The 18,918-nt window shown below is 73.4% G+C and carries 16 protein-coding genes; 6 read left to right on the top strand and 10 right to left on the bottom strand.

Annotation, left to right across the window (positions count from 1 at the left end; all coding sequences use genetic code 11):
• Positions 1–37 precede the first annotated feature (37 nt).
• The 6 genes from CLV63_RS06150 to iolC form a co-directional block, all read right to left on the bottom strand.
• A complete protein-coding gene (locus CLV63_RS06150) occupies positions 38–1,669 on the bottom strand; it encodes an OmpA family protein (protein ID WP_106581905.1) in 1,632 nt (543 codons plus the stop codon).
• A 182-nt stretch (positions 1,670–1,851) separates the two neighbouring features.
• Complete coding sequence (mmsA, locus tag CLV63_RS06145; RefSeq protein ID WP_106581904.1) at positions 1,852–3,345, bottom strand: CoA-acylating methylmalonate-semialdehyde dehydrogenase; 1,494 nt, start codon at positions 3,343–3,345, stop codon at positions 1,852–1,854.
• 115 nt (positions 3,346–3,460) lie between these two features.
• Positions 3,461–5,332, bottom strand: a complete 1,872-nt coding sequence (gene iolD, locus CLV63_RS06140; protein WP_106581903.1) for a 3D-(3,5/4)-trihydroxycyclohexane-1,2-dione acylhydrolase (decyclizing) — start codon at positions 5,330–5,332, stop codon at positions 3,461–3,463.
• Positions 5,322–6,242 (bottom strand): 5-deoxy-glucuronate isomerase, encoded by a 921-nt coding sequence (iolB, locus tag CLV63_RS06135; RefSeq protein WP_106581902.1) that lies wholly within the window; start codon positions 6,240–6,242, stop codon positions 5,322–5,324. Before iolB ends, iolD begins: the two co-directional genes overlap by 11 nt.
• Before the next feature lie 85 nt (positions 6,243–6,327).
• Positions 6,328–7,209: a Cgl0159 family (beta/alpha)8-fold protein gene (locus CLV63_RS06130; protein WP_106581901.1), complete on the bottom strand. Its 882-nt coding sequence runs from the start codon at positions 7,207–7,209 to the stop codon at positions 6,328–6,330.
• A 17-nt stretch (positions 7,210–7,226) separates the two neighbouring features.
• Positions 7,227–8,195 carry a 5-dehydro-2-deoxygluconokinase gene (gene iolC / locus CLV63_RS06125; protein ID WP_106581900.1) on the bottom strand — a complete coding sequence of 323 codons (969 nt, stop codon included), beginning with the start codon at positions 8,193–8,195 and terminating at the stop codon, positions 7,227–7,229.
• 121 nt (positions 8,196–8,316) lie between these two features.
• Here iolC and CLV63_RS06120 point away from each other — a divergent pair, with 121 nt between their 5' ends.
• On the top strand, positions 8,317–9,105 hold the full coding sequence (locus CLV63_RS06120) for a GntR family transcriptional regulator (protein WP_342751363.1): 789 nt from the start codon (positions 8,317–8,319) through the stop codon (positions 9,103–9,105).
• A 40-nt stretch (positions 9,106–9,145) separates the two neighbouring features.
• Here CLV63_RS06120 and CLV63_RS06115 read toward each other — a convergent pair whose 3' ends face one another.
• From CLV63_RS06115 to CLV63_RS06100, 4 genes are all read right to left on the bottom strand, one after another.
• Positions 9,146–10,525 (bottom strand): dihydrolipoamide acetyltransferase family protein, encoded by a 1,380-nt coding sequence (locus tag CLV63_RS06115; RefSeq protein ID WP_106581899.1) that lies wholly within the window; start codon positions 10,523–10,525, stop codon positions 9,146–9,148.
• Positions 10,526–10,706: 181 nt separating this feature from the next.
• A complete protein-coding gene (locus tag CLV63_RS06110; protein ID WP_106581898.1) occupies positions 10,707–11,708 on the bottom strand; it encodes an alpha-ketoacid dehydrogenase subunit beta in 1,002 nt (333 codons plus the stop codon).
• A 2-nt stretch (positions 11,709–11,710) separates the two neighbouring features.
• Positions 11,711–12,820 (bottom strand): pyruvate dehydrogenase (acetyl-transferring) E1 component subunit alpha, encoded by a 1,110-nt coding sequence (gene pdhA, locus CLV63_RS06105; protein WP_106581897.1) that lies wholly within the window; start codon positions 12,818–12,820, stop codon positions 11,711–11,713.
• Positions 12,821–13,219: 399 nt separating this feature from the next.
• Entirely contained in the window at positions 13,220–13,846 is a 627-nt protein-coding gene (locus CLV63_RS06100; protein WP_106581896.1) for a sigma-70 family RNA polymerase sigma factor, read from the bottom strand.
• 401 nt (positions 13,847–14,247) lie between these two features.
• On the opposite strand from CLV63_RS06100, the gene purS reads away from it, so the two are divergent.
• The 5 genes from purS (at position 14,248) to purL (ending at position 18,783) form a co-directional block, all read left to right on the top strand.
• The gene (gene purS / locus CLV63_RS06095; RefSeq protein WP_106581895.1) at positions 14,248–14,490 is read left to right on the top strand and encodes a phosphoribosylformylglycinamidine synthase subunit PurS; all 243 of its coding nucleotides are present in this window, start codon (positions 14,248–14,250) and stop codon (positions 14,488–14,490) included.
• Between the two features lie 100 nt (positions 14,491–14,590).
• Positions 14,591–15,034, top strand: coding sequence for an ATP-binding protein (locus tag CLV63_RS06090; RefSeq protein WP_106581894.1), 444 nt, complete (start codon positions 14,591–14,593; stop codon positions 15,032–15,034).
• 147 nt (positions 15,035–15,181) lie between these two features.
• Positions 15,182–15,865 carry a phosphoribosylformylglycinamidine synthase subunit PurQ gene (gene purQ, locus CLV63_RS06085; protein ID WP_106581893.1) on the top strand — a complete coding sequence of 228 codons (684 nt, stop codon included), beginning with the start codon at positions 15,182–15,184 and terminating at the stop codon, positions 15,863–15,865.
• Between the two features lie 15 nt (positions 15,866–15,880).
• Positions 15,881–16,381 carry a hypothetical protein gene (locus CLV63_RS33460; RefSeq protein WP_170134159.1) on the top strand — a complete coding sequence of 167 codons (501 nt, stop codon included), beginning with the start codon at positions 15,881–15,883 and terminating at the stop codon, positions 16,379–16,381.
• A gap of 83 nt (positions 16,382–16,464) precedes the next feature.
• Entirely contained in the window at positions 16,465–18,783 is a 2,319-nt protein-coding gene (gene purL / locus CLV63_RS06075) for a phosphoribosylformylglycinamidine synthase subunit PurL (protein ID WP_106581892.1), read from the top strand.
• The last annotated feature ends 135 nt before the right edge of the window (positions 18,784–18,918 follow it).

Genomic DNA, 18,918 nt, shown 5'->3' with positions numbered 1-18,918 from the left:
GCCGCCCCGCCGCCGCTTTCCTCCGCCGCCCCGCGGGTCATGACACGGGGACGTCCTCGATCTCGCCGAACGGCCCCGCGTGCAGGCTCAGCTCCGTGACCTTCGACGCCGGCGCGGGGAACACCGCGATCGCCCGGTACGCCTCGCCCGGCTGGAGCGCCTGCAACTCCTCGGCGAGCCCCGCGTACTCGTCCTCGCCGACCCGCATCTGCGCCACATAGCGCACCAGGTCGGTCTCGGGCTCGATGAGCTGGAACCCGCCCAGCGTGCCCTTGCCGAACTTGGTCGGCCCGCCCTTGCGCCGGCCCTCGCCGCCGCTGAGGTCGAGCTCCACCGGGTCCTCGCCGGTGTTGGTGAGCGAGACGGTGCCGATCAGGTACGCGCCGTCGCGCACCAGGGGGTGCACGTCGAGGCGGACGTCGCCCTCTGTCGCCGTGCCCGCGACGTCGCCGTCCTCGGCCTCGAACGGCGCCGGACTGCCGACGTTGCGCGCCGCCGAACCGAGGGCGCCCTCGGCCTCGCTGCGGCCGTCGCGCGCGCCGCCCTTGGCGGAGTCGCGGGAGACCTTGTAGGAGAACTCCACCCGGCGGTTGCGGGCGCGCGCCTCCTCGTCGTCGGCGCCGCCCTCCTCCGCGACGGGGTCGGTGGCGCCGCGGCCCTCGGTGCTGAACCGGTAGTCGCCGCCGAGCTCCTTCTTCAGGATCCTGCTGACGGTGTCGGCCCGCTGCTCCGACAGCTTGGCGTTGTAGCCGTCGCCGCCCTTGCCGTCGCTGTGGCCGATGACGGTGATCCGCGACTCCTCGGGGTCGACGTTCGCCTTCAGCGACTCGGCCGCCTTCCGCACGATCTCGGTCGCCTCGCCGGTGAGCTCCGACTTGTCGAACTCGAACATGACGTCGGAGTGCAGCGCGATGGTCTCGGTGTCGCCCTCGCGGGTGGTGGACGCCTCCTTGGAGTCGACGAAGCTCTCCAGGTCGGTGACCCCGCTCTTGGCGTCCTCTGCGGGGCGCTCGACGGGGAAGGTGATCGACGTGCCCTCGGGGGGTTCGGTGTTCTCGTACTCGTCGACGTTGGGCGATGCGGGCGCCGGCTGCTCCTTCTCGACGTCCTGGACCGGGATGCCGGTCATCGCGCCCATTCCGGACCCGACGAAGGTCAGCTGCCGGACGTCGGCGGGCACCCGCGGGAAGTAGTAGCGGAACTCCCGGGGGACGCCCTCGTAGATGGGGAACTTCCCGCTGTCGGTGTAGGAGCCGTAGGTGTCCTCGCCGTCGGGTGTCCGCAGCATCGGGTAGACCCGCCCGCTGACGGGGTCGATCAGGGTCGGCGGCGTCGACATGCGCTGGACCGAGCCGCTCACGTCGTCGAGGTAGGTGTGGTCGACGTAGAGGACGGTGTGGTCGTCGGTGCGTTCGAGCGCGGTGATCGACATCTCGGTCTGGGTGTCGTCGCCGGTGTCGAGGAAGAGCCGGCCCTGCTTGGTGTAGGGGAAGTCCTCTTCGACGGTCGGCATGGCCGACGGTTCGGTGGGGCGGCCCGTGGGGTCGGTCCGCGTGCCGTCGAGGATCCGGTCGCGGAGCTCGCCGACCGCGCCGCACCCGGAGAGCACGAGGGCTCCGGCGGTGAGCAGGCCGATCGATGCCAGGGTGGTGCGCTTGTGATGGGTCATCGTGGGGGATCTCCGATGTGCGGCGGCGCCGCTGGGGGATTGTTCACGGATATCGACGCACTCCGGCCCGCATGTGTTTCGCACGTGCGCCGATTGGCCGGATGCGGACAGCCGGGAACCGATGCCGGGTCCGCCGCGGGCGGGGCGGCACCCCCTGCCGCTGCGGCGGACCCGGCCGGCGCTCAGGTGTTCTTGGGGAACCCCAGGTCGACCCCTGCGTCCTCGGGGTCGGGCCAACGGGTGGTGATGACCTTGCCGCGCGTGTAGAAGCGGATCCCGTCGGCGCCGTAGACGTGGTGCTCGCCGAACAGCGAGTCCTTCCAGCCGCCGAAGGAGTGGTAGCCCACCGGGACGGGCACGGGGACGTTCACGCCCACCATCCCGGCCTGCACCTCCAACTGGAAGCGCCGCGCCGCCCCGCCGTCGCGGGTGAACACCGCGGTGCCGTTGCCCCAGCGCGAGGCGTTGACCAGCGCGATGGCGTCCTCGTAGGTCGCGGCGCGCACCACGGCGAGCACCGGCCCGAAGATCTCGTCGCGGTAGGCGTCCATGTCCGTGGTGACGTGGTCGAGGAGGCTGACCCCCGTGAAGAAGCCGTTCTCGTGCCCGGCGACCTTCAGCCCGGTGCCGTCCACGACGACGGTGGCGCCCTGCTCGCGCGCCCGCGGGACGTAGGACGCGACCCGGTCGCGGTGCTCGCGGGTGATGAGCGGGCCCATCTCCGAGGCGGGGTCGCCGCCGGGGCCGATGGTGAGGGCGCGCGCCCGGTCGGCGATCCGCTCGACCAGGGCGTCGGCGACGTCGCCGACGGCGACCACGACGGAGACCGCCATGCACCGCTCCCCCGCCGAGCCGTAGGCCGCGGAGACGGCGGCGTCGGCGGCGAGGTCGAGGTCGGCGTCCGGCAGCACCATCATGTGGTTCTTCGCTCCGCCGAGCGCCTGGACGCGCTTGCCGGCCGCCGAGGCCGCCGCGTGGACGTGCCGCGCGACGGGGGTCGAGCCGACGAAGCTGACCGCGTCGACACCGGGGTGCTCCAGCAGCCGGTCGACCGCCTCCTTGTCGCCGTTGACGAGGTTCAGCACGCCGTCGGGCAGGCCGGCCTCCGTCGCCAGGCGCACCAGCAGCCCGGTCGCCGAGGGGTCCTTCTCGCTGGGCTTGACCACCACCGTGTTGCCGCAGGCGATCGCCAGGGGGATCATCCAGAGCGGCACCATCGCGGGGAAGTTGAACGGGGTGATCGCGGCGACGACGCCCACCGGCTGGCGGATGGACTCGACGTCCACCCCTTTCGAGACCCCGGTGGAGCTCTCGCCCTTCAGCAGGTGCGCGATCCCGCACGCCAGCTCCACGATCTCCATGCCGCGGGCGACCTCGCCGAGCGCGTCGGAGTGGACCTTGCCGTGCTCGGCGGTGATCAGGGCCGCGATCTCCGCGCGGTTGGCGTTGAGGACCTCGCGGTAGGCGAAGAGGATCCGGGTCCGCTGCGCCAGGGACGTCGCGGCCCAGGCGGGGGCGGCTCCGGCCGCCGCTGCGACGGCGGCGTCGACGTCGGCGGCGCCCGCGAGGGCGACCCGCGCGGTGACCTCGCCGGTGGCGGGGTCGGTGACGTCGGCGAAGCGGCCGGAGCCGCCCGGTTCGGCGCGGCCGCCGATCCAGTGCTGGATGGTGGTCATCGTGCTGTCCTGCCTTTCTCGGGGCGTGCCGGCGGCGGCGCGGCCGGGGCCGCGCCGCTCACCGTGCGCCGGGGGCGCGGGGTGTCGCCGCCGTGCGCTGCCGCATGCGGCGCCGTCACAGGTAGTGCCGGCGCGCACCCGCCTGATTCTCGTAGGCGTCGCGGTCGCGGACGGCCTGCGGCCGGGTGGCGACCTCGGCGACGGGGACGTCCCACCACGCCTCGTCGCCGAGGCCGGCGGCATCGGGGTCGGTCTCCACGTAGACGGCCGCCGGGCGGTCGGCGGAGCGGGCGCTGCGCAGCGCGGTCCGCAGCTCCTCGACCGTGTCGGCGCGGTAGACGTCGAGGCCGAGGCTCGCGGCGTTCGCCGCGAGGTCCAGCGGCAGCGGGTCGCCGGTGAAGGTGCCGTCGGGCGCGCGGAACCGGTAGGCGGTGCCGAAGCGCTCCCCGCCGCTGCGCGCGGAGAGCCCGCCGATGGACGCGTACCCGTGGTTCTGCACGATCACCACCGTGATCTTGACGCCCTCCTGCACCGCCGTGACCGCCTCGGTCGGCATCATCAGGTAGGTGCCGTCGCCCACCAGGGCGAACACCTCGCGGTCGGGGGCGGCGAGCCGCACCCCGATCGCCGCGGGGATCTCATAGCCCATGCAGGAGTAGCCGTACTCGACGTGGTACTGGCGGACGTCGCGGGCGCGCCACAGCTTGTTCAGGTCGCCCGGCAGCGATCCGGCCGCGTTGATGACGACGTCGGTGTCCTCGGCGACCTCCTCCAGCACCCCCACCACCTGTGCCTGGCCCGGCCGGGCGGCGGGGTCGGGCGCCGCGGTCGCCGCGGCGGCGACGGCGGCCCACCCGCGTGCGGCGTCGGTGTAGGACGCGCGGTAGGCGTCGGCCACCCGGTAGGACGCGAGTGCGCCGGTGAGGGCGGTCAGCGCGGCGCGGGCGTCGGCCACCACCGGGTCGGCCGCCAGCTTCGCGGCGTCGGACCCGGTGATGTTGACGTTCAGGAACCGCACGCCGGGGTCGGCGAACAGGGTGTTGGACGCGGTGCTGAAGTCGGTGTAGCGGGTGCCCACCCCGATCACCAGGTCGGCGTCGCGCGCTGCGGCGTTGGCGGCCGCGTTGCCCTGGTGGCCGACCGCGCCGAGCGCCTGCGGGTGGTCGTGGCGCAGCGAGCCGCGGCCCGCCTGGGTCTCGGTGACGGGGACGCCGGTCGCCGCGGCGAAGTCCGCCAGCGCCTCCTCGGCGCCGCTGTGGTGCACGCCGCCGCCGGCGATCACAACGGGGCGGCGGGCGGCGCGGACGGCGGCAGCGGCGCGATCGACGGCGCGCGGGTCGGGCGCCGGCCGGTCGATGGCCCAGACCCGCTCGGCGAAGAACTCCTCGGGCCAGTCGTGGGCCTCGGTCTGCACGTCCTGCGGCAGCGCGAGGGTGACCGCGCCGGTCTGCGCGGGGTCGGCGAGCACGCGCATGGCCCGCAGCGCCGACGGGATCAGCGCTTCGGGGCGCCAGATCCGGTCGAAGTAGCGCGACACCGGGCGCAGGCAGTCGTTGACGCTGATGTCGGCGGCGTGCGGCAGTTCGAGTTGCTGGAGGACCGGCTCCGCCGGCCGGGTGGCGAAGACGTCGCCGGGGAGCAGCAGCACCGGGAGGTGGTTGATCGTCGCCAGCGCGGCACCGGTGACGAGGTTGGTGGCCCCGGGGCCGATGGACGTGGTGACGGCCTGCGTGCCGCGCCTGTTGCGCTGGCGGGCGTAGCCCACGGCGGCGTGCACCATGGACTGCTCGTTGCGCCCCTGGAGGTAGGGCATCTCCGCACCGGACTCCAGCAGCGCCTGGCCGACCCCCGCGACGTTGCCGTGGCCGAAGATCCCCCAGCAGCCGCCGATCAGCCGCTCGCGTTCGCCGTCGCGCTCGGTGTACTGGTGCGCGAGGAAGCGCAGCAGCGCCTGGGCAACGGTCAGCCGCACGGTCTCACCGCTCATCGGTGTCCTCCAGGTCCCCGGCCCGCGGGGCGGGCGCCGTGTACAGGGGCAGCCGGGGGTCGACCGGCTGCCCGTCCCAGGTGCCGCGCACCCAGGCGTGCGCCGGGTCGTCGCAGATGAGCCAGGCCCGTTCCGGCGAGGGCCCGGCCATGACGTTGAGGTAGTACATGTCGTAGCCGGGGACCGCCATCGACGGCCCGTGCCACCCGTCGGGGATCAGCACCATGTCGCCGGTGCGCACCTCGGCGAGGACGTCGCTGCCGCCCGCTGCGGCCGAGGGGTAGACCCGCTGGTAGCCCATTCCGGCGCCGGCCGGCCCGGCGCCGATCTCGAAGTAGTAGATCTCCTCCAGCGCGCTCTCGCCGGGCCGCTCGGTGTCGTGCTTGTGCGGCGGGAAGGAGGACCAGTTGCCCGCGGGGGTGACCACCTCGACGGCGATCAGCTTGTCCGCCTCGAACACCCCGGCCGCGCAGAAGTTGTTGACCTGCCGGCTCGCCTGCCCTGCGCCGCGCAGCTCCACGGGGACCCCTGACGCGGGGCCGTAGCGGAACGGCAGCCGGGCGGTGCAGCGGGCGCCGGTGAGCGCGAACCGGCCGCCCCGCTCCGAGGCGATCTCGGCGGCGGCGTCGCGCGGGACGTAGGCGAAGTCGGTGACGCCGGCGAAGACGCCGTCGCGCCCGTCCAGGGCGAAGGCGGTGCCGTCGCAGGCCACCGTGCAGGACCCGGTGAGTGGGAGCACGACCCACTCGCTGTCGCCGCTGTCGAACGCGTGCCGTTCGCCGGGCGCGAGTTCCAGCACGCGCAGCGAGGAGTACCCCCAGCCGGCGTCTTCGGGGTCGACGGCGGCCGTGTAGGCCCCGGACGCGGTGGAGCCCGCCGGGCGGTGCAGTGCCGGACTCGCTGGACTCATGGGGTCGCCCTTTCCGTTGAGCGGTGCGGGCCCGGGGCACCGGGCGCGCGGGGGACGGGGCCGGTACGGCGCGGGGCGCCGCCGGTCACAGCAGCCCCACCGCGGTGTCGACGGCGCCGGCCACGTCGCCGTCGCGCGGGTAGAGCAGGGACCTCCCGACGACCAGGCCGTACACCGACGGCAGCGCGAGCGCCTTGCGCCAGCGCGCGTAGGCGGCGTCGGGGTCGTCGCTGACCTCGCCGCCCAGCAGCACCAGGGGCAGGGTGGTCGCCTCGGCGACGCGCGCCATGTCGTCCACGTCGTCGGTGATCGGCACCTTCAGCCAGGTGTAGGCGGAGGTCGGACCGAGTGCGGACGCCATGGCGATCGACCGGATCACCGCGTCGCCGGAGAGGTCGTTGACGACCCTGCCGCCCGCGCGGCGCGAGATGAACGGTTCGACGATCGCGGTGAGGCGGTGCTCGGCGAGCTCGGCGACGGCCTGCGCCGCGCCGGCCATGGTGTCGAGGGTGCCGGGGTCCTCGGTGTCGAAGCGCATCAGCAGCTTGCCCGCGTCGAACCGGGCCTTCGCGATGTCGGCGGCCCGGTAGGCGGTGAAGCGGTCGTCGATCTCGAACGAGGCCCCGGCGAGGCCGCCGCGGTTCATCGAGCCCACGACGATCTTGTGCTCCAGCGCCCCGAGCAGCAGCAGGTCCTCGGCGATGTCGGGGGTCGCGAGGACGCCGTCGACGCCGGGCCGGGCCAGCGCGGTGCACAGCCGCTCCAGCAGGTCCAGCCGGTTCGCCATGGCGTCGGGGCGGCCGCCGACGCCGAGCGCGCCGCGCGCCGGATGGTCGGCGGCGATGACCATCATCCGGCCGGTGCCGCCCAGCAGCGGCCGCCGGGCGCGGCGCCGGGCCGCCTCGGCGACGGCCTCGGGGCGGGTGGCGCGCAGCCGGGTCAGGTCGCTCACGGCGATCGGCGGCATGAGATCACCCTTCCAGGTCAAGCGGAGGCGTTGGCGCCGCCGCGGGCGGCGGCCACCGCGGAGTCGATCTCCGCCGTGGTCGGCATGGCCGAGGAGCAGGCGAGCCGCCCCGCGACGATGGCGCCGGCGGCGTTGGCGTAGTGCATCGTCGCCGCGAGGTCCCACCCGGCGAGCAGCCCGTGGCAGAGCGCGCCGCCGAACGCGTCGCCGGCGCCGAGCCCGTTGACGACGTCGACGGGGACCGGCGGCGAGACGACGCTCTCGGCCGCGGTCGCCGCGAGCACGCCCTCGGGGCCCTGCTTGACGATGGCGAGCTCCACTCCGGCGGCGAGCAGCCGGCGCGCCGCCTCGCCGGGGTCGCGGGTGCCGACGGCCCGCTCGCATTCGTCGATGTTGCCGACCGCGACGGTCGCGTGCCGCAGGGCCCGGCGGTACTGCTCGGTGGCGTCGGCCGTGTCGTCCCAGAACATGGGCCGCCAGTCCATGTCGAAGACGGTGTGGCCGCGCTTGGCCCGGTGCTCCAGCGCGGCGAGGGTCGCGGTGCGGCTCGGCTCCTGGCACAGCCCGGTGCCGGTGATCCAGAAGACCTTCGCGGCGGCGATCGCGCCGAGGTCCAGCTCGTGGGGGTGGATCTCCAGGTCGGGGGCCTTGGGCCGCCGGTAGAAGTACAGCGGGAAGTCGTCGGGCGGGAACAGCTCGCAGAAGGTGACGGGGGTGGGGTACTGCGGCACGGGGGTCACCCACCGGTCGTCGACCCCGAATCCGGCCAGCGCCTCGTGCAGGTAGTCGCCGAAGGGGTCGGCCCCGGTGCGGGTGACGACGGCGGCCGCGCGGCCGAGCCGCGAGGCGGCGACCGCGACATTCGCGGCGGATCCGCCGAGGTACTTGCCGAACGTCTCGACCTTCGCCAGGGAGACGCCGGTTTGCAGCGGGTAGATGTCCACCCCGATGCGGCCCATGGTGATGACGTCGAATGGGGTCGTCATGTCGCGCCCTCCGCCGATGCGAACTGCCGCACCCATCTCTACTATCCCGCCGAACGCCTGTCAATAGTTTGTCTTGACATACTGACTTCACGACTTCCTGAGTAATTGGTATGGTACGTACGTGACGACACCGCAGAGTTCCGCGTCCGGCGAGCCCGCGACCTGGGACCCCGGCTCCGAGATCGTGGTCGACCACGCCAGCCCGATGCCGCTGTACTTCCAGATCGCCACCCAGCTGGAGGCCGCCATCGACTCCGGTGCGCTGCCCCCCGGCACCCGGCTCGACAACGAGGTGCAGCTCGCCGGGCGCATCGGGCTGTCGCGGCCCACCGTACGCCAGGCCATCCAGACCCTCGTCGACAAGGGTCTCGTCGTGCGCAAGCGCGGCGTGGGCAGCCAGGTCGTGCACAACAAGGTGAAGCGGTCGCTGGAGCTGACCAGCCTGTTCGAGGACCTCGCTGCCATCGACCAGCACCCGACGACCCGGGTCCTCGGCAACACCGTCGAACCGGCGAGCGCCGCGGTGGCCCGCGCGCTCGACGTCCCCGAGAAGACCGAGGTGTGGCACCTCGAACGGGTGCGGTTCGCCCGCGGCGAGCCCATCGCGCGCATGCGCAACTACCTGCCCGCCGACCTCATCGCGCCCCCCGGCGACGACCAGCTCGCCGCGAAGGGCCTCTACCAGCTCCTGCGCGCAGCGGGGGTGCGGCTGCACGCGGCCAACCAGACCATCGGCGCCCGCGCGGCCACCCGCACCGAGGCCGAGCTCCTGGGCGAGCCCGAAGGCGCCCCGGTGCTGACCATGGAGCGCACGGCGTTCGACACCGGCGGCAGGGTCCTGGAGCACGGGTCGCACCTGTACCGCGCCTCGCGCTACTCCTTCGACCTCTCCCTCCGCGGCCCGGCCTGACCCCGCTGCGGCCGGGGCGCCGCCCCGGCCGCAGCACGGACTAGCCCCAGGCCAGGGCGGTGATCTCCGGTTCGGTGAGCATCGCCCCGATGTCGCGGAGCACCATGGAGCCCAGCTCCCCGTCGACCACCCGGTGGTCGAACGAGAGCGACAGCGTGGTGACCTTGCGGACGGCCAGCTGCCCCTCGTGGACCCACGGCAGGTCGCGGATCTGGCCGAACGCCAGGATCGCCGACTCGCCGGGGTTGAGGATGGGGGTCCCGGCGTCCACACCGAACACGCCGACGTTGGTGATGGTGATGGTGCCGCCGCTCATGTCGGCCGGCGTGGTGCGCCCGGCGCGGGCGGTGTCGGTGAGCGCCTGGAGCGAGCCCGCCAGCTCCGGCAGCGCCTGGCGGTCGGCGTCCTTGATGTTGGGCACCACGAGCCCCCGCTCGGTGGCTGCGGCGATGCCGAGGTTCACGTAGTGCTTGACCACGATCTCCTGTGCGGCGTCGTCCCACGAGGCGTTGACACCGGGATGGCGGCGCACCGCTGTGAGCAGCGCCCGCGCGACCAGCAGCAGCGGCGACACCTTCACCTCGGCGAACTCCGCGCGCTCCCGCAGCCGGCGGATGGCCGCCATGGTCTCGGTGACGTCGACCTGGAGGAACTCGGTGACGTGCGGGGCGGTGAACGCGCTCGACACCATGGCGGCGGCCGTGTGCTTGCGCACCCCCTTCACCGGGATGCGCTCCTCGCGCCCGGACCGGTCGGCCGCCGGCGCCGCGACCGGCGCCGCGGGCCCTGCGGCGGGCACCGCCGCCCGGCCGTTGCGCGCGTGGCCGTGGACGTCGTCGCGGGTCACCACGCCGCCGGGCCCGCTGGGGGCGACCTCGCCGAGGTCGACACCGAGGTCCTTGGCGAGCTTGCGCACCGGCGGCTTCGCCAGCGCCCTCGGCCGGCCCGGCGGCGCGGGCGCCGCCTCGGGAGGCGCGGCGGCGGCCGGGGCGGGCCCCGTGTCGGCCGGCCCGGCGCCGGGCCGGCGGCGGGGCCGGCGCCGCGTGGCCCCGGCCTTCTCGCCGTACCCCACCAGCGGCTTCTCCCGCGCCTCCTGCTCCGGTTCGGGTTCGGGCTCGGTGGCGTCCTGCGGGCCCCCGAGCGCCTGCTGCGGCGCCGGAGCGGCCGCGCCGCCGGTGTCGAGCGCGATGATCGGCGTGCCGACGTCGACGGTCGCACCGGCCTCGACCAGGAGTTCGCTGACCACCCCGGCGTAGGGGCTCGGCAGCTCGACGGCGGCCTTCGCGGTCTCGATCTCGCAGATGATCTGGTTGACCTTCACCTCGTCGCCCGGCTGGACGGTCCATTGCAGGATCTCGGCCTCGACCAGGCCCTCGCCCACGTCGGGGAGGCGGAACTGCTGTACACCTTGCTGGGTCATGTGCGGCGCACCCGGCCCTTCTCGGTCGTGTTTCTAGGATCATTCCGGGCTCGCGACCACCAGGACGATGCTCGCGGCGCCGATCAGCTCGAACAGCCAACCAGGATGAACTTCGCGGATCGTCTTGCGAGCCCCGCCCTGGAGGCCGCTCGCTGATCCGGAAGCATCCGAGAAACACTCCCTAGTACGCGAAGGCGCGGTCGACACCGTCGAGCACCCGGTCGAGGTCGGGAAGGTAGTGCTCCTCCAGACGGGACGGCGGGTAGGGGGTGTCGAACCCGCCGACCCGGATGACCGGGGCCTCCAGGGCGTAGAAGCAGTCCTCGGTGACGCGCGCGGCGATCTCGGCGCCGAGGCCGCTGCTCAACGGCGCCTCGTGCGCGACGACCAGGCGTCCGGTGCGGCGCACCGAGGCGCACACCGTCGCGAAGTCGACCGGCGAGATCGAGCGGAGGTCGACGACCTCGATGGAGTGGTCGGTGTCGGCCTCGGCCGCCTGGAGCGCGGTCTTCACCATCGGGCCGTAGGCGAGCAGGGTGAGGTCGGTCCCCGCGCGCGCCACGCGGGCGGCGCCCATGGGGGTCGCGGCCTCCAAGGGAGCCGAGGTGTCGACCTCGGCCTTCTCGTAGTAGCGCCGCTTCGGCTCGAAGAACACGACCGGGTCGTCGGAGGCGATGGCCTGCTGGATCATCCAGTAGGAGTCGACGGGGTTGGCGACCGTGACGACCCGCAGCCCCGGCGTGTGCGCGAAGTACGCCTCGGGCGACTCGCTGTGGTGCTCGACGGCGCCGATGCCGCCGCCGTAGGGGATGCGCAGCACCACCGGCAGCCGCAGCCGGCCGCCCGACCGCGCCCGCATCTTGGCGAGCTGGGTGAACGTCTGGTTCGCGGCGGGGAAGAAGAACCCGTCGAACTGGATCTCGCACACGGGCCGGTAGCCGCGCATCGCCAGGCCGATCGCCGTGCCGACGATGCCCGACTCCGCGAGCGGGGTGTCGATGACCCGGTCGGCCCCGAAGTCCTTGTAGAGGCCGTCGGTGACCCGGAACACGCCGCCCAGCCGGCCGACGTCCTCGCCCATGATGATGACCTTGGGATCGGCCTCCATGGCCCGGCGCAGGCCGGCGTTGACGGCCTTGCCGATGGTGAGTTTCGCTGCGTTCGCGCTGGTCGTTCCGCTCATGGTCAGCGCCCCCCTTCGGCGCCGACACCGTCGAACGACGCCAGGTAGTCGGCGTACCCGGCCCGCTGCTCTTCAAGGCGGACGTGGGGATCGGCGTAGACGTTGTCGAACAGGTCCAGCGGCTCGGGGTCGGGCAGCGCGCGGCAGTCGGCGCGGACGCGCTCGCCGAGCTCCTCGGCCTCGGCCTCCACCGCCGCGAAGAACGCGTCGTCGGCGCGGCCGGTGCGGCTGAGGTGGCTGTGCAGCCGGGCGATGGGGTCCTTGCGCCGCCACTCCTCCAGTTCGGCCGACACCCGGTACCGGGTGGGGTCGTCGTTGGTGGTGTGCGCGCCCATGCGGTAGGTGAACGCCTCGATGAGGGTCGGCCCCTGGCCTTCGCGCGCGTTCTGGAGGGCCGCGCGGGTGACCGCCAGGCACGCGAGGACGTCGTTGCCGTCGACCCGGATGCCGGGGAAGCCGAACCCGGCCGCCCGCTGGTAGATGGGCACCCGGGACTGGCGCTCCATCGGCTCCGAGATGGCCCACTGGTTGTTCTGGCAGAAGAACACCACGGGGGCGTTGTTGACCGCCGCGAAGTTGAACGCCTCGTTGGTGTCGCCCTGGCTGGTGGCGCCGTCGCCGAAGTAGGTGATGACGGCGGTGCCGTCGTCGCCGAGGGCGCCATCGCGCTGGACGCCCATGGCGTACCCGGCGGCGTGCAGCGCCTGGCTGCCGATGACGATGGTGTACAGGTGGAAGCCGTGATCGGCGGGGTCCCAGCCGCCGTTGGTGACCCCCCGGTACAGGCCCAGCAGCGCCTTGTGGTCGACCCCCCGGCACCACGCGACGCCGTGGTCGCGGTAGGAGGGGAACGCCATGTCCTGGGGGCGCAGCGCCCGGCCGGAGCCGATCTGGGCGGCCTCCTGCCCCAGCAGCGAGGCCCACAACCCGAGCTCGCCGACCCTTTGCAGGGCGACCGCCTCGGTGTCGATCCGCCGGACCAGGACGAGGTCGCGGTACATGCCGCGCAGTTCTTCGGCGCTGAGGTCCAGCGGGTAGTCGGGGTGCTCGACGAGCTCCCCTTCAGGTGTCAGGAGCTGGATGAGTTCCGGCTCCTCGTGCGTGACCGACACAGTCGTCGCTCCTCGGGTTCTCGGGGCCGGTGCCGCGGGGTACCGCAGGATCGGCCGTCACTTCCGCCCGCTTACCCGGGGTAACGGGTCTGTACGGGCGTCCCTACCGCCATCGTGACAGACCTCACCACGGGCGGCGCAAGTCCCCTACGCCACCTTTTAGCCAAACGAGTTCATGATGTCCGAGAACTGAAAAAGCGCAACTACCAGGGCTTCCAAGTAAGTGCAATGGGATCCGAGGAAATAATCGGATGTCCTCGCAACCGCATGCGGGCGCGCCGAAAAACGCGTCGGAAACCGGCGAAATCGGCGCGGAATCACCGGATCAGCAGAGAAACACTACAGAGGGTCACGATACCGGGGGTCGGGGGGAGCGGTCCCCGCGCCGGGTCCCGCCGGTCAGGCCGCGGTCTGGAGCCCGCGGTCCCTGGCGTAGTCGGCGAGCATGGCGCGGAGCTGGCGGCGGGCCCGGTGCAGCCGCGACATGACGGTGCCGAGCGGGGTGCCCATGCGCGCGGCGACCTCCTTGTAGGAGAAGCCTTCGATGTCGATCAAGTACACGACCAGGCGGAACTCCTCGGGCAGCCGGGCGAGCGCCTGCCGGATGGCGGAGTCGGGCAGGTGGTCGAGGACCTCGGCCTCGGCCGACCGCGAGCCCGTGGACGCGTGCGCGTCGGCCGCGGCGAGCTGCCAGTCCTTGATCTCGTCGGTGGAGTCCTGGCGCGGCTCCCGCTGCTTCTTGCGGTAGCCGTTGATGAACGTGTTGGTCAGAATGCGGTACAGCCAGGCGCGCAGATTGGTGCCGGCCCGGAACTGGTGGAAGTTCGCGAACGCCTTGGTGAACGTCTCCTGGACGAGGTCCTCGGCGTCGGCGGAATTGCGGGTCATGCGCAGCGCCGCCGGATAGAGCTGGTCGGCGAACGGCGTGACCGCCGTCGCGAAGTCGAGGCCCTCCGGAGCGGCCGCTGCGGCCTCCCCTGTGCTCTCCGCGCTCACATCGGCGCGCTGGAGTTCGATGGTCGCCAAATCTCCCCCTCGGTAGACGACCTTGATCCCTTGATCCCTACACCCCTTAGACGCGTGGAACGGTCCTCCATGATGACAGGGACCCCGGTGATACGTGTCACGAACCGGCCGGATCGGTCCGCGACGCCGCCCCCGTACGGTAATGCACACCCGTCGGCGGCCCTTCGGGTACCCCGCGGCGTCCGAGGGGCGCGCCCCGCCGCGACGGCACGGGAGCGGCGCCGACCGCCCGATGCCGTACGCTGCGGGGCGGGGATCACCTGCGCAGCCGTTCAGCGCCGACCGGTGCCGTGGGGTACCGGCCACCGCCCCCGGCGCGCGCCGGATCCGGCCGTCCCCGCCCCCTGCCAGCAAACCGCGCGGCCCGGCGCCGGGCCGCGGTACACCGTGTGGAGGACCCTTTGGCACGCGTCGTCGTTGACGTCATGCTCAAGCCGGAGATCCTGGACCCCCAGGGCCAGGCCATCGTGGGCGCGTGCGGCCGCCTCGGCTTCGACGGGGTGACCCAGGTCCGCCAGGGCAAGCGCTTCGAGGTCGAGATCGACGGCGAGGCCGACGACGCCGGCCTGGCCGCCGTCCGGCGCCTCGCCGAGACCCTGCTCGCGAACCCGGTCATCGAGGACTTCGAACTGCGCGTCGAATAGGCACGCGGGCGGCCGCGCCCGTTTCACCGCCGCCCGCACGGGAAGTTGCCTTAGTAGGAGCGAAAGGGCCGTCGAGCGGGGATGTGGGGGAGCACAGCCCATGGACGTCAGATTCTCGATCGCACTGCCGCGCGAGGCCTACACGGTCGCCGTGGTCCGCGTTTCACTGGGTCAGGCGCTGCGCGCCGGCGGCATCTGCGCCGACTGCCGGTCCGACATCCTCACGGCCGCGTCCGAGGCGTGCGCCAACGTCATCGACCACGGCCACCCCGCCACCTCCTACGAGGTCGCGGCATGGCTGCGCGGCGACACCTGCGTGCTGGAGGTCGGCAGCATGGGCCCCGCGTTCGATCCCGGGTCGGTGCGGCCGCCCGGCCCCGACGCCGAGTCGGGTCGCGGCCTGCTGCTCATGCACACGCTCGTCGACACGGTCGAGTTCGGCCGCTCGCCCTCGGGCCTGGCGGTGGTCCGGATGCGCCGCCGGTTCGACCCCGCCTGCCGGTGCGGCGCCCGCGCGCCGCGGCCGCGGTCCGCCAAGGTGTGAGCGCCCGCACCGGGCCCCGATCCCGCCGCTGCGCGGGCCCGCACGTGAGCCGCACGCCGCACCAGCGGGTACGCTCGTGACCGGCCGATCCGTTCGCCGATCCCCGCGTCTCACGACCGCCGACCCATACGCCATCGGAGTGTGCCCATGACAGCCCGTGTGGGCGTCGTCACCTTCCCCGGTTCCCTGGACGACAGGGACGCCGCCCGCGCGCTGCGCATCGCCGGCGCCGAGCCCGTCGCCCTGTGGCACGCCGATCCCGACCTCAAGGGCGTCGACGCGGTCGTGCTGCCCGGCGGCTTCTCCTACGGCGACTACCTCCGCTGCGGTGCCATCGCCCGGTTCGCGCCGATCATGTCGGAGCTCGTCCCGGCGGCGCGGTCGGGGCGGCTGCCGGTCCTCGGCATCTGCAACGGCTTCCAGATCCTGTGCGAGAGCCACCTGCTGCCCGGCGCGCTGACCCGCAACGCCTCCCGGCACTTCCTCAACCGCGACCAGCGGCTGCGGATCGAGTCGACCGCGACCGCGTGGACCGGCGCCTACACGCCGGGCGAGGAGGTCCTGGTCGTGCTGAAGAGCGGCGAGGGCAACTACGTCGCCGACCCCGCGACCCTCGACGACCTCGAACGCGGCGGCCGGGTCGTGGCGCGCTACGCCGGCGGGGCGCCCAACGGCTCACAGCGCGACATCGCCGGCATCGCCAACGAGCACGGCAACGTCGTCGGCCTCATGCCGCACCCCGAACACGCGGTGGAGGCGCTCACCGGGCCGTCGGTCGACGGCCTGGGCTTCTTCACCTCGATCCTGGCACCCCTCGCGCACTCGACCTGAAGGAGGCGCCGGCCGATGATGGCGCTGCTGCGTTCCCGCACGGCGATGTACGTGCTGGTCGGCCTGACCGTCCTCGGTCTGGTCGCCACCGGCGCCGTCGGACTGTTCAACGCCCTGAGCGCGCCGGCCCCCGCCGAGGGCCCGGGCGCCGGGCAGGGCGCGGCGACGCCCGACGTCCCCGCCCTCGACACCCTCGGATCGGCGCCCGACGGCTTCGTCTACAGCGACCTCGGCCCCCAGTGCGACCCCGGCACCGGCGAGTGCTTCCGCGCGGTCGGCGTCACCGCCGCCGACGACGCCGACGGCGCGGCGACCGTCGAGGCCGTCTACGGCCACCTGATCGACCGCGGCTGGGGCCGGATGCTGCCCAAGGGCGCGAAGGACCCCGACGACGTCCCGCTGGAGGACACCGTTCTGACAAAGGACGACCTCGTCGTCAAGGGCAGCGTCGAGCCCTACGACAAGGAGACCACCGCCGGCCTGATCATCGCCGACGCCAAGGGGGCCGGCCAGTGAGCCCGCCGGCCGGCCCGACCGCAGGAAGCGCCGCGCGCCGCCCCGGCCCAGCACCCGTCCCGACCCCGGAGAAGCAGACCAGCATGCCCGACGCACCCCGTCCCGACACCGTCGCCACGGCCCTGGCGGCCCCCGAGACCGCGCAGCCCTACGCCGAACTGGGCATGCGGGACGACGAGTACGCGCGCGTGCGCGAGATCCTCGGCCGCCGCCCCACGGCGGCCGAGCTCGCCATCTACTCGGTCATGTGGAGCGAGCACTGCTCCTACAAGAGCTCCAAGGTGCACCTGCGGCAGTTCGGCGAGAAGGCGCCCGAGAGCGACGCCCTGCTGGTGGGCATGGGCGAGAACGCCGGCGTCGTCGACGTCGGCGACGGCATGGCCGTCACCTTCAAGATCGAGTCGCACAACCACCCGTCCTACGTCGAACCGCACCAGGGCGCGGCGACCGGTGTCGGCGGGATCGTCCGCGACATCCTCACGATGGGCGCCCGCCCGGTGGCGGTCATGGACGCGCTGCGCTTCGGCCCGGCCGACGCCGCCGACACCGCGCGGGTGCTGCCCGGCGTGGTGTCGGGCATCTCCTTCTACGGCAACTGCCTCGGCCTGCCCAACATCGGGGGCGAACTCGGCTTCGGCGCGGGCTACGCCGGGAACCCCCTGGTGAACGCGCTGTGCGTGGGCGTGCTCAAGCACGAGGACATCAAGCTGGCGCAGGCGCCAGGGCCCGGCAACCACGTCGTGCTCTTCGGCGCCACCACCGGCCCCGACGGCATCGGCGGGGCGTCGGTGCTCGCGAGCGCCACCTTCGACGACGAGAGCCACGCCAAGCGGCCGAGCGTCCAGGTCGGCGACCCGTTCATGGAGAAGCTGCTGATCGAGTGCAGCCTGGAGCTGTTCCGCGAGGACCTCGTGGTCGGCATCCAGGACCTCGGCGCCGCGGGGGTGTCCTGCGCGACGACCGAGCTCGCGGCGGGCGGCACCGGCGGCATGCGCATCCGGCTCGACCAGGTCCCGCTGCGCGACTCCCGGCTCACGCCCGAGGAGATCCTCATGAGCGAGTCGCAGGAGCGCATGATGGCGATCGTCGCGCCCGAGCGCCTCGACGCGTTCCTCGCGGTGTGCGCCAAGTGGGACATCCTGGCCTCGGTCATCGGCGAGGTCACCGACGTCACACCCGAGGAGCGCGACCGCGGCGGCCGGCTGGTCATGACCTGGCACGGCGAGACCATCGTCGACATGCCGCCGCGCACCGCGTCCGACGAAGGCCCCGTCTACCAGCGGCCGATCGCCCGCCCGGCCGACCAGGACGCGCTGATCGGCGACGACCCCGCCCGCCTCGAACGCCCCAAGTCCGACGACGCGCTGCGCTCCCAGGTCCTCCAGGTGCTGGGCGCCCCCGGCATCGCCGACCCCGAGTGGGTCACCCAGCAGTACGACCGCTACGTCATGGGCAACACCGTGCTGGCCGTCCCGCACGACAGCGGCATGGTGCGCATCAGCGACGGCGGCGACCGCGGGGTGGCGCTCTCCACAGACGGCAACGGCCGCTACACCCGGCTCGACCCCTACACCGGCACGCAACTCGGCTACGCCGAGGCGTACCGCAACGTCGCCGCCACCGGCGCGCGCCCGCTCGCCGTGACCAACTGCCTGAACTTCGGTTCGCCCGAGGACCCCGCCGTCATGTGGCAGTTCGCCGAGTCGACCCGCGGCCTCGCCGACGCCTGCCAGTCGCTGGGCACGCCGGTGACCGGCGGCAACGTCAGCTTCTACAACCAGACCGGCACGACCGCCATCAATCCGACACCGGTCGTCGGCGTGCTCGGCGTGATCGACGACGTCCATGACCGCCTCACCAGCGGTTTCAGCGCCGCCGACGACGGAGCGAAGGTCTTCCTGCTGGGCGCCACCGCCGACGAACTCGGCGGTTCGGCGTGGGCCGAGGTCGTCCACGGGCACCTGGGCGGCCTGCCGCCGCGGGTCGACCTGCCCGCCGAGGCGGCGCTCGCCGAGGTGCTGATCGACGCGGCCGGCTACGGCACCGCCGCGGCGGCGCACGACCTCTCCGACGGCGGGCTGGCCGTGGCGCTGGCGGAGTCCTGCGTGCGGGGCGGCACCGGCTGCCAGATCGAGCTGTCCGACGGCCCGCTCGACCCGTTCACGGCCCTGTTCAGCGAGTCGTCCGCGCGCGCCGTCGCCGCGGTGCGGCACGGCGACGAAGCGGCGTTCGTCGAGCTGTGCCGGCGCCATGGCGTCCCCGCGAAGGGCATCGGGACGCTCGGCGGCGACTCCCTGTCGGTGCGCTACCCCGGGGGCGGCTTCGACATCCCGATCGCCGAACTCCGCACGGCCCACGGCCGGGCGCTGCCGGAGATCTTCGGGCACGACGGCGCGGCGTAGCCCGGCCCTCCTGAGGGGGACGTGCGGCGCGCGCAGCGGCCTACCCGGCGGGGGCGGCGCCGAAACGCGGTCCACGGCCGGGGCGTACGTGATCCAGCCGACCGGCGCGGCATGTATGAGCTGGGCGTTCCCGGG

Origin of the sequence: Murinocardiopsis flavida (assembly GCF_003014485.1) — a bacterium.
Classification (GTDB): Bacteria; Actinomycetota; Actinomycetes; order Streptosporangiales; family Streptosporangiaceae; genus Murinocardiopsis; species Murinocardiopsis flavida.
Note: the sequence above shows the minus strand (reverse complement) of the source record. Positions and strands in the feature narration are given on the sequence as shown.